Source organism: Massilia sp. BGA-UO-ETr-WB1, from assembly GCF_059567845.1.
On the sequence record NZ_JCAQOT010000025.1, the window covers coordinates 672,433 to 687,317 of the forward strand.

Sequence of the window (14,885 nt, forward strand, 5' to 3'; positions counted from 1 at the left end):
ATTTGTTCGGACGGAGAGGGTGGGATTCGAAGACGAAGCGCCCTAAAGGGCGCGGAGGCTCTCCGAATCGCCCATTCAGGGTTGCAGCATGCAGTCCCTTAGCGTTAGAGTAGGCCACCGACCCCAAAGGAGCTTGCAAATGTCTCCCAACCCCCACCGCCGCAAAAACCTCCTCCGCACAGTCGCCACCCTATCCCTGGGCGCCACAGCGATAGGGCGCGCGCGCAGCGCCGCGCCCGACACCCCGTCAACCGCCTACGACCTCCCCCCCGACTACATCAACCTCGAAAACGGCTACTACGGCATATGCCCACCCCGGTCGCCGAAGACTTCAAGCGCAACATCGACTACCTCAACCGCCACAGCTCCCGCTTCCTGCGCCGCGAATTCGACCGCGACGGCATCGAAGCCATCCGCGCGCAGCTGGCGCGGCACGCCGGCGTAAGCACCGGCGAAATCGCCATCACCCGCGGCGCCACCGAATCGCTGCAAAACCTCATCACCAACTACCGCCACGTCGGCGCCGGCGACACCGTCATGTACGGCAACCTCGACTACGACGCCATGCAATACGCCATGAACGACCTCGCGCAGCGCCGCAGCGCCACCGTCGCCGTGGTCCAGATACCCGAACCCGCCACCCGCCAAAACGTCATCGACGCCTACGAGCGCGCCCTGCAGCAGCACCCGCGCACCCGGCTGCTGCTGCTCACCCACATCAGCCACCGCACCGGCCTCGTCATCCCCGTCGCCGAAATCACCCGGATGGCCAAGCGCCGCAACGTCGACGTCATCGCCGACGTCGCCCAATCCTGGGGCCAGCTCGACTTCAACATCCCCGACCTCGGCGCGGACTTCGTCGGCGCCAACCTGCACAAATGGATAGGCGCGCCGCTGGGACTGGGCTTCCTCTACATCCGCGCCGAGCGCCTGAAAGACATCGGCGTCCACATGGGCGACCGCGACTATCCCGACACCGACATCCGCTCCCGCGTCCACTCCGGCACCGTCAACGCCGCCGCCATCATGACCATCCCGGCCGCGCTCAAATTCCACGGCCAGGTCAGCCTCGCCGAACGCAGCGAACGGCTGCGCGGCATGCGCGACCACTGGGTGAAACAAGTGCTCGACATCCCCAGCGTGCAAATCCTCACGCCGGAAGAAAAAGGCATGTACGGCGGCCTGACCTCGTTCCGCATCCGCGGCAAAACCAGCTTCGAAGCCAACGTGGCGCTGGCCCGCACGCTGGCCGACGACTACGGCATCTTCACCGTCGCGCGCAACGGCCCGGCGGGCGGAGCCTGCGTGCGCGTCACGCCGTCGTACTTCACGCGCAGCGCGGACCTGGACAAGCTGGCCGCCGCCGTCCGCGCTCTGGCCGCCGCCTGAGCTACGCCGTCGCCTGCCTGCGCGACACGTGGCGCAGCAGCAGCACGGCCGCCGCCCCCAGCAACGCCGTCCAGAGCAACAGCAAAGCCGAGCGGGCCGGAACGGCGGGCGGCGCGGCCAGCTGCGCCGACGCGCTGAAGCGCGGCACCTTGGCGAAGTCGCGGAAACCGTAGCCGCCCAGGCAGGTCCTGGCGCAAGGATTGCGCTCGTCCCCCAGCGCCGCGCGCTGGATTTCGGCCTGGAAGTAGTCGCGCAGCACGGCGTGATGCCGCTGCACTTCCGCGATGAAGCGCTGCTGGCGCGCGCTGTCGTTGCCAGCGATATGCGCCAGCGCCTGATACGCCAGCGTCACCGGGCTGAACGCGGCGGCCGTGTCGAACAGCGCGTCGCGGTTTTCGCGCGCCCGGCCGAACTTCAGCTCCACATCGCGCATCGCGCCTTCCAGCTCCTGCGCGCGCTGGATGCGCGACACGCTGGACGACACCTTCTCCAGCGGCGTCCTGACAGGCTTCCACTCCGGATGGCTGTCGTAAAAGCGCGCCAGGCTATTCAGCTTGTCCGCCGCCACGCGGTCGCCCGCGTCGCGCATGGCCTGCACATAGTATTCCCGGTTCGGCACCGGCGCGCCAAGCTGCACGCCGGCATTCAGCGCGCCGGGAATCACGATGGCGAACACCAGCCACGCGCCGGACACGGCGAACGCCGCGCTCATGCGGCTGGCGCACACGGCGCAGATTACCGCCGCCACCGCCGACCAGAACCCCGAATACAGCAGCACGATGGCCGACCACGAAGCCAGCGCCGCAAGCCCCGCCGCAGTGGCCGGCACCGCGCCGATGGCCAGCGCAGCCGCCACGCAGAACAGCAGCAACGCCAGGGTTACGGCCAGCGCCCGCGCCCCGATCTGCACCAGCAGCAGCCGCAGCGGCGACACGCCCTGCAGCTGCAGGCTGCGCAGGCGCCTGCTTTCGCGGTCCTGCGTCAGCACCGACATGCACAGCGACAGCAGTATCAGCGGCCACAGATAGACCATGAAGAACATCAGGTCATAGCGCCCGGCCGCCAGGCGGCCCGGATGCTCGATCTCGGCAGCGGTGCGGACCGACTCCATCGACTCCGCGCGCACCCGCACGTACGCAGGCAGGATGTCGGCCTGCGCGATGCCCAGCGCCGCACCCGGCACGCCGGGCTTGGCCGCGAAGCCGACGTGCTCGCGGAAGGCGTAGCCGCGGATATCGACCGGGGTGCGAAACCACTGCAGGCCCGCAAACTCGGGCGCGTCCGGATGGGCGAAATAGCGCTCCGCCAGCAGCCCGGCGCGGCTGCGCGCGTCGGCTTCCTGCCGCGCCGCATCGGCGCGCGCGGCCTGGCCCTGGCGCTCGAAGCGGCTGCCCTCGAACAGGCCGAAGCCTGCCAGCAGCAGCGCCGCCGCCAGCAGCAACAGCGTGCCGCGCTCGCGCAGCTGCATCAGCAAGTCGTAGCGTATCAAGGCGGTGATCTGCTTCATCGCAAGCTCCCCCGGCGCAGCCGGCGTATGCCGAGGAAGGCCAGCAACAGGCTGGCGCCCAGCGCCGCCAGCAGCGGCAGTGCAAATTTCATCATCAGGTGTTCCCATTGAATCGGTGCGTAAGTGAAGTGGAACGGCGGAATGCTGTTCCAGAGCTGCTCGTCGCCGTCATGCCGCTTGCCGTCGCGTTCCGGATGGCGCGTGATGGCGTCGTTGAGCACCGTTTGCATGCGGCGGCGCTGCTGCTCGGCGCTCCCTACGAACTGGAGATGGCTGGCCGTATCGCTGCCCGCCAGGTAGCTCGACAAGCCGGCAACGCCGACGGCGGGCGACAGCCAGCCCGCCAGCGCCGCCGCGTCGCTCTGGCGCCGCAACGCGTCGAACAGCCGGCCGTAGTGCTGGTCGAAGACCTTGTTGCCGTGTTCCTCGCCGCGCGCCAGGCTGATGCCGGCCCAGTTTAGCGGCAGCTCGCGCACGTCGCTCACCTGGTACTCCTTGAGCAGTTGCTGCTTGTGGCGTTCGGCTTCCTCCGGATCGTCCGGCATGCCAAGATCGGCATCGAGCGCCTGGCGGAACTGCTGCATGCTGGGCAGCGGCGCGGCTGCTTGCGCCAGCTCGACGGCAACGCGCGGCAGCACCAGCGTCATCCCGGCCCACAGCGCGATGAGGATGGCCAGGCTGGCGCGGGTGCTGGCGGCCCAGGCGGAAACGGCCGTGATGAGGGTCGCCCAGGTAGCCAGGTAGAGCGCGTAGCCGGCGGCGAACAGCGCGCCGCGCAGGGCGCCGTCGGTGAACGGATTGACGGCATCGCCCTGCCATTTGACCAGTGCCACGGCGGCGCAGGCCGGCAGCGCGATCAGCGCCGCCAGGCACACCAGCACGGCGGCGCGCGCCGCGCCGATGGCGCCCAGCGGCGCCGCGTTCACGCGTAGCGCGGCCAGGGTGCCGCGCTCCCGCTCCGCCGCGAACATGCCGAAGCCGAGGAAGATCATGGCCACCGGCGCCAGCACCTGCAGCAGCAAGGCGGGCGTGAGGCGGAACTGCCGGCTGGCGTCCGGTTCGTCGCCCGCCGGGCGGTACACCAGCTCGTTCTGCTTGTGCGCCTCCAGCCACACGCTGGAGCCGACGTAGCGCTCCACGCCGGGATCGAGCGCGGCCAGCGCGGGCAGGGGCTTGAATACGTAGACGCCGTAATGCGCGGCCGAGTGCGGATATTTCTTTCCCTGCTGCGACCAGCGCTGCTGCTCGGCCTTGCCGGCCACGTGGCGCGCATCGAGCGTGCTTTGCAGGTCCAGCGCCGCCAGCGCGCCCGCGCACAGCGCCAGCACCATGCCCAGCCCGGCCACCAGCCAAACGCGCCAGTCGCGGCGCCGTTCGCGCCAGTCGGCCTGCCAGGCGCCGCCGAAGGCGCGCCGCCAGCGGCGCAGGCCGGAGGCGCGGGATGCTTCAGACCCGGCCTCAGACCCGGCTGGCCAGGGTGTCGAGGTAGTTGCGTTCGAGTTCGCCAGCATTCAATTCTCCCAGGTTCCATTCACTAATCAGATGTCCGCCCACCAGCATGCCGCAGCGGTTCGCCAGTTCCTGCGCGCGGAACAGGTCGTGCGTTGCCATCAGCACGGCCGCGCCGTCGGCCGCCAGCGACCGTATCAATTCGCCGAAGGACACGCTGGCCTCCGGGTCCAGGCCGGAGGTCGGCTCGTCCAGCACCAGCACTTGCGCGCCCTTGGCCAGCGCCATCACGATGCCGACCTTTTGCCGCATGCCCTTCGAGTAGCCCTGCGCCTGCCGGTGCCATGCGTGCGCGGGCAGGCCGGCGCGCTGCAGCAGCTGTTCGATGCGGGCGCGCGACGGCACCTGGCCCAGCAGGCGCATGAAGAATTCCACGTTCTCGGCGCCGGTCAGCTTGTCGTACAGCGCCACGTTTTCCGCGATGTAGGCGGCGTGCCGCACCGCCGCAGCGGCCGCCGGCAGCGGCGAACCGGCCAGCGTAATGCTGCCGCCGTCCGGCTGGACGAAGCCCAGCAGGCAGCCGATGGTGGTCGACTTGCCCGCGCCGTTGGGCCCGAGCAGGGCGTAGATCTCTCCCGCTGCGACATGGAGATTGAGGTGGTCGACGACCGTGCGGCCTTCGTACCGCTTGGTCAGTTGTTCGATGCGTATCATCGGGGTTCCTTTATTAAAAGGCGTAGCGTGCTTCAGCGAAGAAGGTGCGGCCGGGGAAGGGATGCGACTGGTAGGCGCGGTAGTCGTTGATGTTGTCCACGCCCACGGCGAATTCGGCACTGCCGCCGGGACGCAGCAGCAGCCTTGCATCGAGCTGCTTCTGGCGCGACAGGCCGCCGTAGACGTCGGGATTGATGTCCGCGTTGTTGATCTCGTTGAACTGGCGGCCCGAGTAGCGGTAAGTGGCGGCCACGCTCCAGGATTGCAGCGGCGCGTACACCAGCGTGGTGGCCGAGCGCACGTGCGGCACGCGCACCCAGCGCTTGCCTTCGGAGGGCTGGTACTTGCCGTTTTCCAGGATGACCGATTTGCTGAAGGCGATATTGGCGTCCAGGCTAAGCCCCCGCACGCCCAGCTGGTCGATGGCGCCGGCCAGTTCCAGTCCGCGCGTGCGCACCCGCCCCACGTTCTGCGTGTTGGTCACGTTGGGGAACACGGCCAGGTTGAGCTGGGTCCAGATGGTGTCGCGCACGTCGTCCTGGAACAGGCTGGCGCGCAGGCTGCCTGCGGCATGGCGCTGTTCGGCGCTCAGCTCCACGGCTTCCGAGCGCTCGGGCTTCAGTGCGGGATCGCTGACGATGATGGAAGGCCCGGACTGCGTGCCCTGGAACAGTTCCGCCACCGTGGCGAAACGCGTGCCCTTGCCGGCGGACAGGCGCAAATCCAGGCTGTCCGTGGCGTTCCATGCCAGCGACAGCTTGGGCGACCAGGCCTGTTCGCTGCGCGGCGCATAGTGCTCCGCAGGGCCGGGCGTAAAGCGCTGTGTGCCGTTGGAGGATTCCCAGCGCTCCGCGCGCAGGCCCAGCGTGGCTGTCCAATCGGGCAGGAAGCGCCACGCATCCTGCGCGTAGACGCCCCGCAGCTCGGTGGCGCCGCCCACGTACTGGGTTTCCTGGCCCACGGCGCGGCGCCAGTCGGGCAGGGTGCGCGAGGTTTGGCGCAGCTCATAGCTGCTGGCGTGCAGGCCGAAGGTGAGCGCGTGCGCACCGCCGGTCCAGTCTTCCGGTACGGGCGTGTAACGCGCCTGCAGTTCCAGCGAGCGGAAACCGGTGCCGCCGCGCTGCACCGCCGTGCCTGCGCCGCCGGCAGAGGCCAGCGGGTCCGCCGCGCCGGCGTTGCGCTGGGTGTCGTCGAGTATCTTGTAGCTGCTTGCAATGGCCGAACCGTTCCAGCCGGTTTTGCGGGTGCTCTTCAGCGTGAAGCCGCACTGCAGATGGCGCTCCTCGCGCTCGAACGGCGCGAAGGTGGCGGCCGGAATGCTGAACACATTGCCGTTGTTGCTGACGCGTCCGGACCAGACGGTGTTGCCGCCCGCGTCGCGCAGCAGGCTGGCGTTGCTGTTCGCGGAGTTGTTGCGCCACCAGGCCACGAAGCCTTCCGCGCTCACGGTCGGGGCGAAGTCGTAGCCGAAGCTGGCCTTCACCGTGTCCTGCAGCGTGTGGTCGATGGCGCCGGCGTTGGCGCCGAAGACGGCGCGCCGCTGCCCGGTGGGCGCGGTATCGTAGACCACGCCCGTCACCGGGACGGCGCTGCCGCCGCCTGCCGGGGCGGGGAACACCCCGGCGGCATTGGCGTTCACGCTGTAGTACTGCATCGGCTGGCTGGTGGCGTCCTGGTGGTTCACCATCAGCTTGTACCAAAGGCCGGATGCGAGCCGGTCGCCGATCAGGGCGGAGGCCTGGTAGTTGCGATAGCGGTCTTTCAGGCCGTAGTTGTCGTACTGCTGGACCTGGGAAGCGATGCGCGCCGAGCCGCTGAAGGTGGTGGGCTTGCTGGTGGTGATGGCGATGGTGGTGCCGATGGAGTTGCCGGGATGGACGGCGGAGAAGGGGCCGTACAGCACGTCGACGCGCGCCATTTCTTCCGGCGCCACCATGTTCCAGCGCGGCGCGTCGAAGCGGCCGAGGAAGTTCGACAGCAGGTAGCCGTCCATCAGCACCAGCGCGCGCGGCGCCTGCGAAGTGGAGAAGCTGCGGCCGCCGACCAGGGCATTGCGGTCGCCGCTGTAGCGCTTGCGGATGGTCATGCTGGGCAGGTTGCGCAGCGCGTCCTCGGGGTTGAAGATGTTCTGCTGCTGGCGCAGCTCTTCCTGAGTTTTGCTGACGGCATACGCCGGCAGGCCGGCGGCGGGCGCCTTGGCGGCGCTGACGGTGACGCTTTGCATGGCGGCCGCGCCGGCTGTTGCACCGGATATTGCGCCGTCGCCGTCCTCTGCCTGGGCGGGCAGCCAGCAGGCCAGGCCGAGCGAGATGGAGGCGGCCAGGGGGCTTCTTGGTATGGGCATGGTTTGAGTTGCGGTAAGGTTATCGGTCGTCGTTTGCATTGACGCTTCAAATGCAACAGACTTGCAATAATATTGCGGCCGGCCCGTAAACGCAACTCAATTGCAATAAATATGCACCCTTTGGCCCGCCGGCCCGGCGGCGCCGGCAGGCGTTCCTATGTGCGCAGGGTCATCAAGCCGTACACTTGGTCGACCAGGGCGCGCACCTGCGGCGAGTCCGCGTTGCGCGGGCGCGGCAGGCCGACGGCGACTTCGTGCCGTACACGGCCCGGATCGCTGGACAGGATGACGATGCGGTCCGCCATCATCACCGCTTCCTCGATATTGTGCGACACCACCAGCATGCCGCGCGTGGCAATGCGGCCCCCGTCCCACAGGTCCAGGATGTCGTTGCGCAGCGTTTCGCCGGTGAGCACGTCCAGCGCCGAGAAGGCCTCGTCCATCAGCAGCAGGTCCGGGTTGGTGGCCAGCGCGCGCGCAATACCCACGCGCTGGCGCATGCCGCCCGACAGCTCGCGCGGCAGCGCGCCGCCGAAGCCCGCCAGGCCGATCAGCTCCAGCATCGCACCGGCGCGCCGTTCACGCTCGGCGGGCGCTACGCCCTGCGCCTCCAGCCCCAGTTCCACGTTCTGCTGCACCGTCAGCCACGGGAACAGGGCGAAGGACTGGAACACCATCGCCACGCCGCCGGCCGGGCCGGCGATCCGCTCGCCGCGGTAGGCCGCGCTGCCCTGGTCCGCCGCCACCAGGCCCGCCATGATGCGCAGCAGCGTGGACTTGCCGGAACCGGACTTGCCCAGCAGTGCCACGATTTCTCCCTCGCGCAGCGAGAAATCCACGCCGTCCAGGACTACGCGCGGCGCGCCGTCCGCCTTGTTGAAGGACTTGCCGACCCCGGTCAGCTCCATCAGAATATGTTCAGCCATGCCAGCTCCCCGTTTGATTAACCCAGTCCACGCTCTTCGGCCAGCCGGTACAGGCGGGTCCAGAAGAAGCGGTTCAACAGCATCACGAATGTGCACATCACGCCGATGCCCAGCGCAATGCGATGGAAGTCGCCCGCGTCGGTCATCTGCTTGATGTAGCTGCCCAAGCCATCGGCCGCCAGCGTGGTGTGGCCCCAGCTGACGTACTCGGCCACGATGCTGGCGTTCCACGAGCCGCCGCAGGCGGTGATGGCGCCCGTTACGTAGGCGGGAAACACGGCGGGCAGGTAGACGCGCTTCCATTTCAGCCAGCCCTTCAGGCCCAGGCTGTCGGCCGCCAGGCGCAGCTCGTTCGGCATGGTGGATGCTCCCGCCACTACGTTGAACAGGATGTACCACTGTGTGCCGAACACCATCAGGGGGCTGAGCCAGATATTCGGGTTCAGCTTGTAGGCCACCATCAGGTAGACCACCACCGGGAACATCAGGTTGACGGGAAAGGCGGCGAGGAACTGCGCCGCCGCCTGCATGCCTTGCGCCCATCGCGGCCGCAACCCTATCCACACCGCCACCGGCACCCACAGCAGCGACGCCAGTGCGATCAGCACCATCACGCGCAGCAGCGTGACCATGCCCAGCCAGCCCACGTGCGCCACTTCGGGCCAGCCCACGGCGCCGTGCACGAAGACGGCCAGCCGCTGCGCGGCCGCCAGGGACGCCAGCGTGACGGCCGTGTCCAGGACGCGCGGAGCGTGCCGCGCAGCCGCCCGCCAGTAGGGCCGGGACGCCGCGCCTGCCGTGACAGGGCCCGGCGCCGCCGCGAACCAGCCCAGCGTGCCGCGCATGCAGCGCCGGAAGCGGTCCGCCAGCCTGCGCAGCCAGCGGCTGCGGCGGCCCCAGTCCAGCAGCCAGGAACGCTGCGCCGTGCCGCCCTGCGCGTCCTCGAAGCGGAATTTGTCCGCCCACGCCAGCAGGGGACGGAAGAACAGCTGGTCGCACAGCAGGATCCCGGCCAGCATGGCGGCGATGGCCAGCGCGATGGCGCGGCTGTTCCCGGTCTCGATGGCCAGCGCGATATAGGCGCCGATGCCGGGCAGCTTGATGTCCTGGCCCGCCACCGGGATCGCCTCGGCCGCCACCAGGAAGAACCAGCCGCCGGACATGGACATCATCATGTTCCACAGCAGGCCGGGCATGGCGTAGGGCAGCTCCAGGCGCCAGAAGCGCTGCCAGCCGGACAGGAGGAAGACGCGCGCGGCCTCGTCCAGCTCCGCCGGCACGCTGCGCATGGACTGGTACAGGCTGAACGCCATGTTCCACGCCTGCGAGGTGAAGATGGCGAAGATGGCCGCGCATTCCACCCCCAGCAGGCTGCCTGGGAAGAGGGCGATGAAGGGCGCAATGGCGATGGCCTGGAAGCCCAGGATGGGCACGGACTGCAGCACGTCCAGCAGCGGCAGCAGCACCTTTCCGGCCGCGCGGCATTTCGCCGCCGCCGTGGCGAAGACGAAGGCGAACAGCAGCGAACAGCCGAGCGCCAGGAACATGCGCAGCAAGGTGCGCAGCAGGTAGTAGGGCAGTTGGGCCGCGTCCAGCACGATGGTGTGGTGAAGGCTGAGCAGGGGGCTGAATGAGGTGAACATCGGCATTCCCGGTACAGGCCGCGCAAGGCAGCCGGGTTCCGGCCCGCGCGCGCATCGCAGGCGTGCGCGGGCCACGGTGCATGGGCCGCAAGGGCTGCATGCAATCGGTTTGTGTGCGGGGAATGTCCTGCGCCGGAGAGCCTCCGGGCGGGATAGACACCGTCATCCGCCGGCGGCGGGATGACGGCAGGGGGAGCCTGCGTTATCTTGCCGGGGCGGGGCCAGGACGCGCCTGGCGACAACTACCACTCGAACAAGTGCCCATGAAGGGACTCCATAAAATATGAACAAGGCGCAGTGTATTTATCAACTTGCGCCTGGTCAAGACAGTTCCGGCCGTCCTAAGGCGGTTCTAAGTGAAGTCCACGTGACATCGACTGTTGTGTTCTCCCCAATCGATGTCCTAAACAACTGCAAAATTGCAGAACGGAACCGGTAGTCCGCAGGGAAATGTTTATAATCTTTTCAACGTAGTTATTCGAGAGACAGGCCATGCCGATACGCGCGCACCGCAGCATCATCCTGCCCTTGCTCTTCGGCGCCGCGGCGGCCAGCGCCGAAGCCCTGCCGGACGCCGACCTGGCCGATCTGTCGATTGAACAATTAAGCAATATCGTCGTCAATTCCGTGTCGCGCCAGGATGAACGCCTGAACAATGCGGCCGCCTCCATCTTTATCCTCACCGGCAGCGAACTGCGCCGAAGCGGCGTGCGTTCATTGCCGGAAGCGCTGCGGCTGGCGCCCAATCTGCAGGTGGCGCGGGTGGACGCGCGCAACTACGCGGTCGCCGCGCGCGGCTTCAACGGCGCCTTCACCAACAAGCTGCTGGTGCTGATCGACGGGCGCAGCATCTATACGCCGCTGTTCTCCGGCGTGTTCTGGGACGCGCAGGACGTGGTGATGGAGGATATCGAGCGCATCGAGGTCATCAGCGGGGCCGGCGCCACCATCTGGGGCGTGAATGCCGTCAACGGCGTGATCAACATCATCACGCGCTCGGCCAAGGACACGCAGGGCGGCCTGGTGAGCGCGGCGGCCGGTGCGGACGAGAAGGACGGCACCGCGCGCTACGGCGGCCGCACGGAGAACGGCAGCCACTACCGGCTGTACGCGCGCTATATGGACGTGGACGACACCAGCACGGCGGCCGGCGTCAGCACGCGCACCGGCATGCGCCGCCGCCAAGCCGGCTTCCGCGCCGACATGGACCTGCTGCAGGGCGGCCTCATGATGACAGGCAATGCCTACCAGGGCGCGCTCGGCCAGCGCAACACGCGCGACATCCGCATCGCCGGCGCCAACCTGGTGAACCGCTACATGCGCAAGCTGGCCGACGATTCCGACCTGCGCCTGCAGCTGGTGCTGGACCACACCGAGCGCAACCAGCCGAACAACTTCATCGAGCGGCGCGACACGGTGGAGATCGAAGCCCAGCACGGCGTGCGGTTCGGCGGCGTGCACAGACTGGTATGGGGCGGCGGCTACCGCCGCAGCTGGGACGACATCACGCCGATCGGCTTCACCTTCGAGCCCAACAAGCTGGCCATGCACTGGGGTAACTTGTTCGCGCAGCACGAAATCGCCGTCACGCCGCAGCTGAACCTGACCGCCGGCCTGAAAGTGGAACACAACAACTACACCGGCGCCGAATACCTGCCCAGTATGCGCATGGCGTGGACGCCGGACACGCGCCAGCTGGTCTGGGCCAGCCTGGCGCGGACCGTGCGCGCGCCGTCGCGCGTGGACCGCGACTGGTACGCGCCGGCCCAGCCGGTGATCATAGCGGGCCAGCCGCGCTTCCTGGTGGCGGGCGGCAGGAGCTTCGAGTCCGAGGTGGCCAATATGGCCGAGCTGGGCTACCGCGCGCAGCCGAATCCGCGCTGGAGCTATTCCGGCACGCTGTTCTTCGGCGACTACGACAAGCTGCGCACCGCCGAACCGCTGCCGGTGCTGGGTTTTGAATTCCGCAACCTGGGCAAGGCCACCACGCGCGGCCTGGAGCTGTGGGGGCGCTGGCAAGCGATGCCGGCCTGGCGCCTGAGCGCCGGGCTGATCGCGCAAAAGGTCAAGCTGGGCCTCAAGCCGGGCAGCCGCGACAGCGTTACCAACGCCTTGTTCCAGCCCAACGACCCCCGCCTCAACTGGCAGCTGCGTTCTTCCTACGACTTCTCGGACACCCAGCAGCTGGATGTGACGCTGCGCTACAATGGCAAATTGCCGCACCCGGTGGTGCCGTCTTATTACGAGATGGATGTGCAATGGCTGTGGCGTGTGCGGCCGGAGCTGGATGTGGCGCTGATCGGCCAGAACCTGCTGCATGCCACACACCCTGAATGGGCCGCTGCACCCGGGCGCAGCGTCTACGAACGTAGCGCATTGCTGAAAGTGACATGGCGATTCTAATTCCTCCCGCCGCCGGCCTTTTCACGCTGCCGGCGCGCCGCCCCTGGACCGAGTTCGCCGGCGCGCGCTGGCTGATGCTGGCGTGCTATCTGTGCCTGGCGCTGAGCTGCCTGGCCGGCGGCGCCGACGCGCCGGTGGCGGCGCCGGCCAATGTCGAGCGCAACGTGAAGGCCGCCTTCCTGTACAAATTCCTCGGCTACGTCGAGTTCGGCAACGGCCAGGACGCCGGCGGCCCGCTGACGGTGGGCGTGGTGGGCGCGGACGATATCGCCGCCGAGCTCACGCGCATCACCACCGGCCGCATGGTGGGCGCGCGCCCCGTGGCCGTGCGCCAGCTGCGCGAAGGCGACGCGCTGAGCGGCCTGCACATGGTGTTCATCGACAGCGGCGCGGCGCGGCCGCTGGCGCTGCTGCGCGCGGCGCAGCAGGCCGGCGTGCTGAGCGTGACCGACACCGAGGACGGCCTGCAGCAGGGCAGCGTCATCAATTTCCGCCTGGTGGAAGACCGGGTGCGTTTCGAAGTGTCGATCCCGGCCGCCGAGAAAAGCCATCTGAAACTCAGTTCGCGCCTGCTGGCGGTGGCCTACCACGTGAAAAAAGGCGGCTCATGATGTTTGCGCGCCTGAAACCAGGCACGGTGCGCGGCAAGCTGATCCTGATGGCCCTGGCCACTACCTTCGTGGCGCTGGTGGCCTCGTCGGCGGCCATGCTGCTGTACGACCTGGATTCCTTCCAGCAGTACTGGGTGGACGACATGACCACCCAGGCCGAGATCGTGGCGGCGGTCAGCACGTCCGCGCTCAGCTTCAACGACCAGAAGGCGGCGCGGCAGAACCTGTCGCTGTTGCGGGTGCGGCCGCAAATCCAGGCCGGCGCCATCTACGACGCCAACGGCAGGATGTTCGCCGCCTACGCCCAGTCGCTGGAGGATACGCCGGTGTTCCCGGCCAAGCCGGGCCGGCCGGGCTACGCCATCGAGAGCGGGCGCCTGGTGGTGAACCACCCCATCGTGGAAAACGGCGAAGTGATCGGCACGGTCTACCTGAGCGCGCGCTACCGGCTCATCGAGCGGGTGCGCAGCTACGCGGCCATCCTGGGCGGCGTGATGGTGCTCAGCCTGCTGCTGGCGGCGCTGGTGGCGAGCCGGCTGCAGCGCAGCATCACGCAGCCGCTGGCGGCGGTCACCGGGGTGGCCCAGGAGGTGATGCAAAAGCGCGATTTCAGCCTGCGCGTGCCGCCGTCGGGCAGCGGCGAAATCGGCACCCTGGTGGCCGCGTTCAACAACATGCTGGCCGAAGTGGGGCGGCGAGCCTACGCGCTGCAGGAGGCCAACCAGACGCTGGAACACGAAATGACGGTGCGCCAGGGCGCCGAGCGCGCGTTGCTGCTGGCGGACCGGCGCAAGGACGAATTCCTGGCCACGCTGGCGCACGAGCTGCGCAATCCGCTGGCGCCGATCCGCACCGGGCTCGACATCCTGCGCGTGAACCCGAACGACCTGGCGGCCGGCAGCCGGGCGCGCGTCATCATGGAGCGCCAGCTCAAGCAGATGGTGCGGCTGGTGGACGACCTGCTGGACGTATCGCGCATCAACACCGGCAAGCTGGCGATACAGCGCGCGCCGCTGCAGCTGCACGCGGTGGTGAGCGACGCGCTGGAACTGGTGCGGCCCTACCTGGCCTCGCTCGGCCACGCGCTGGAGGTGGAACTGCCGCCGCCGCCGGTGTACATCAACGGCGACGCCACGCGGCTGGCGCAGGTGCTGTCGAACCTGCTGAACAACGCCGCCAAGTACACCGACCGGGGCGGCCGGCTGTCGCTGCGGGCGGCGGTCGAGGACGGCCTGCTGCGGATACGCGTGCGCGACAACGGCATCGGCATCGCGCCGCACATGCTGGGCGAGATCTTCGACATGTTCGTGCAGGCCGACACCTCGCTGGAGCGCAGCACGGCCGGCCTTGGCGTGGGCCTGTCGCTGGCGCGCAGGCTGGCGGAGCTGCATGGCGGCAGCGTCGCGGCGGCCAGCGCGGGGCCGGGGCAGGGCAGCGAATTCACCGTCACCCTGCCGCTGATGGCGACCCCGCCGGAGGCCGTCACGCTGGCGCCGCGCGCCGGCGGCGAGCGTCCTGCCTACCGCATCCTGCTGGTGGACGACAATACCGATTTCGTCGACAGCATCGGCGGCCTGCTGCGCGCCGCCGGCCACACGGTGCGGGTCTGCCACGACGGCATACAGGCGCTGGACGTGGCGGACCTGTTCGCGCCCGACTTCGCCTTCCTCGACATCGGCCTGCCGCAGCTGAACGGCTACGACCTGGCACGCGCGCTGCGGCGCCTGCCGGGGCTGCGCGGCACGGTGCTGGTGGCGGTCACCGGCTGGGGCCAGCAGAAGGACCGGCAACTGGCGTTCGAGGCCGGATTCCAGCACCACCTGGTGAAGCCGGTAGGCTTCGAGCAGATCCTGGCCATCCTGTACGGCGAAAAATGCGGTTGCTAAAGTTTGTTAATTC

At 68.5% G+C, this 14,885-nt stretch carries 9 protein-coding genes and 1 pseudogene; 4 read left to right on the forward strand and 6 right to left on the reverse strand.

Annotated features, from left to right (window positions below; all coding sequences use genetic code 11):
• The first annotated feature begins 306 nt into the window (after nucleotides 1–306).
• On the forward strand, nucleotides 307–1,389 hold the full coding sequence (locus AC56DV_RS21235) for an aminotransferase class V-fold PLP-dependent enzyme (RefSeq protein ID WP_496316209.1): 1,083 nt from the start codon (nucleotides 307–309) through the stop codon (nucleotides 1,387–1,389).
• Between the two features lies 1 nt (nucleotide 1,390).
• On the opposite strand, the gene AC56DV_RS21240 is transcribed toward AC56DV_RS21235, so the two are convergent.
• The 6 genes and pseudogenes from AC56DV_RS21240 to AC56DV_RS21265 form a co-directional block, all read right to left on the reverse strand.
• Nucleotides 1,391–2,896: a DUF3526 domain-containing protein gene (locus AC56DV_RS21240; RefSeq protein WP_496316210.1), complete on the reverse strand. Its 1,506-nt coding sequence runs from the start codon at nucleotides 2,894–2,896 to the stop codon at nucleotides 1,391–1,393.
• Nucleotides 2,893–4,407 (reverse strand): DUF3526 domain-containing protein, encoded by a 1,515-nt coding sequence (locus AC56DV_RS21245; protein WP_496316211.1) that lies wholly within the window; start codon nucleotides 4,405–4,407, stop codon nucleotides 2,893–2,895. The genes AC56DV_RS21240 and AC56DV_RS21245 overlap by 4 nt, the downstream gene beginning before the upstream one ends.
• A complete protein-coding gene (locus AC56DV_RS21250; protein ID WP_496316212.1) occupies nucleotides 4,355–5,059 on the reverse strand; it encodes an ABC transporter ATP-binding protein in 705 nt (234 codons plus the stop codon). The genes AC56DV_RS21245 and AC56DV_RS21250 overlap by 53 nt, the downstream gene beginning before the upstream one ends.
• A gap of 13 nt (nucleotides 5,060–5,072) precedes the next feature.
• Nucleotides 5,073–7,403: a TonB-dependent receptor gene (locus AC56DV_RS21255; RefSeq protein WP_496316213.1), complete on the reverse strand. Its 2,331-nt coding sequence runs from the start codon at nucleotides 7,401–7,403 to the stop codon at nucleotides 5,073–5,075.
• Between the two features lie 161 nt (nucleotides 7,404–7,564).
• Nucleotides 7,565–8,329 (reverse strand): annotated as a pseudogene (locus AC56DV_RS21260) (ABC transporter ATP-binding protein); the annotation flags it as partial.
• A gap of 17 nt (nucleotides 8,330–8,346) precedes the next feature.
• Entirely contained in the window at nucleotides 8,347–9,972 is a 1,626-nt protein-coding gene (locus tag AC56DV_RS21265; protein WP_496316214.1) for an ABC transporter permease, read from the reverse strand.
• 492 nt (nucleotides 9,973–10,464) lie between these two features.
• Here AC56DV_RS21265 and AC56DV_RS21270 point away from each other — a divergent pair, with 492 nt between their 5' ends.
• Genes AC56DV_RS21270 through AC56DV_RS21280 form a run of 3 tightly spaced genes read left to right on the forward strand, consistent with a single transcriptional unit; the run spans nucleotide 10,465 to nucleotide 14,872 of the window.
• The gene (locus AC56DV_RS21270) at nucleotides 10,465–12,375 is read left to right on the forward strand and encodes a TOL_0244 family TonB-dependent receptor (protein ID WP_496316215.1); all 1,911 of its coding nucleotides are present in this window, start codon (nucleotides 10,465–10,467) and stop codon (nucleotides 12,373–12,375) included.
• On the forward strand, nucleotides 12,363–12,986 hold the full coding sequence (locus AC56DV_RS21275) for a TOL_0243 family YfiR-like periplasmic protein (RefSeq protein ID WP_496316216.1): 624 nt from the start codon (nucleotides 12,363–12,365) through the stop codon (nucleotides 12,984–12,986). Before AC56DV_RS21270 ends, AC56DV_RS21275 begins: the two co-directional genes overlap by 13 nt.
• A complete protein-coding gene (locus AC56DV_RS21280) occupies nucleotides 12,983–14,872 on the forward strand; it encodes a sensor histidine kinase, YfiR-like protein-associated (protein WP_496316217.1) in 1,890 nt (629 codons plus the stop codon). The genes AC56DV_RS21275 and AC56DV_RS21280 overlap by 4 nt, the downstream gene beginning before the upstream one ends.
• The last annotated feature ends 13 nt before the right edge of the window (nucleotides 14,873–14,885 follow it).

Bases quoted from the DNA above. Each gene is read 5' to 3' on its own strand.
- AC56DV_RS21235 (WP_496316209.1), top strand. From the start codon at position 307: ATGCCCACCCCGGTCGCCGAAGACTTCAAGCGCAACATCGACTACCTC.
- AC56DV_RS21240 (WP_496316210.1), bottom strand. From the start codon at position 2,896: ATGAAGCAGATCACCGCCTTGATACGCTACGACTTGCTGATGCAGCTG.
- AC56DV_RS21245 (WP_496316211.1), bottom strand. From the start codon at position 4,407: ATGCTGGCGAACTCGAACGCAACTACCTCGACACCCTGGCCAGCCGGG.
- AC56DV_RS21250 (WP_496316212.1), bottom strand. From the start codon at position 5,059: ATGATACGCATCGAACAACTGACCAAGCGGTACGAAGGCCGCACGGTC.
- AC56DV_RS21255 (WP_496316213.1), bottom strand. From the start codon at position 7,403: ATGCCCATACCAAGAAGCCCCCTGGCCGCCTCCATCTCGCTCGGCCTG.
- AC56DV_RS21265 (WP_496316214.1), bottom strand. From the start codon at position 9,972: ATGTTCACCTCATTCAGCCCCCTGCTCAGCCTTCACCACACCATCGTG.
- AC56DV_RS21270 (WP_496316215.1), top strand. From the start codon at position 10,465: ATGCCGATACGCGCGCACCGCAGCATCATCCTGCCCTTGCTCTTCGGC.
- AC56DV_RS21275 (WP_496316216.1), top strand. From the start codon at position 12,363: ATGGCGATTCTAATTCCTCCCGCCGCCGGCCTTTTCACGCTGCCGGCG.
- AC56DV_RS21280 (WP_496316217.1), top strand. From the start codon at position 12,983: ATGATGTTTGCGCGCCTGAAACCAGGCACGGTGCGCGGCAAGCTGATC.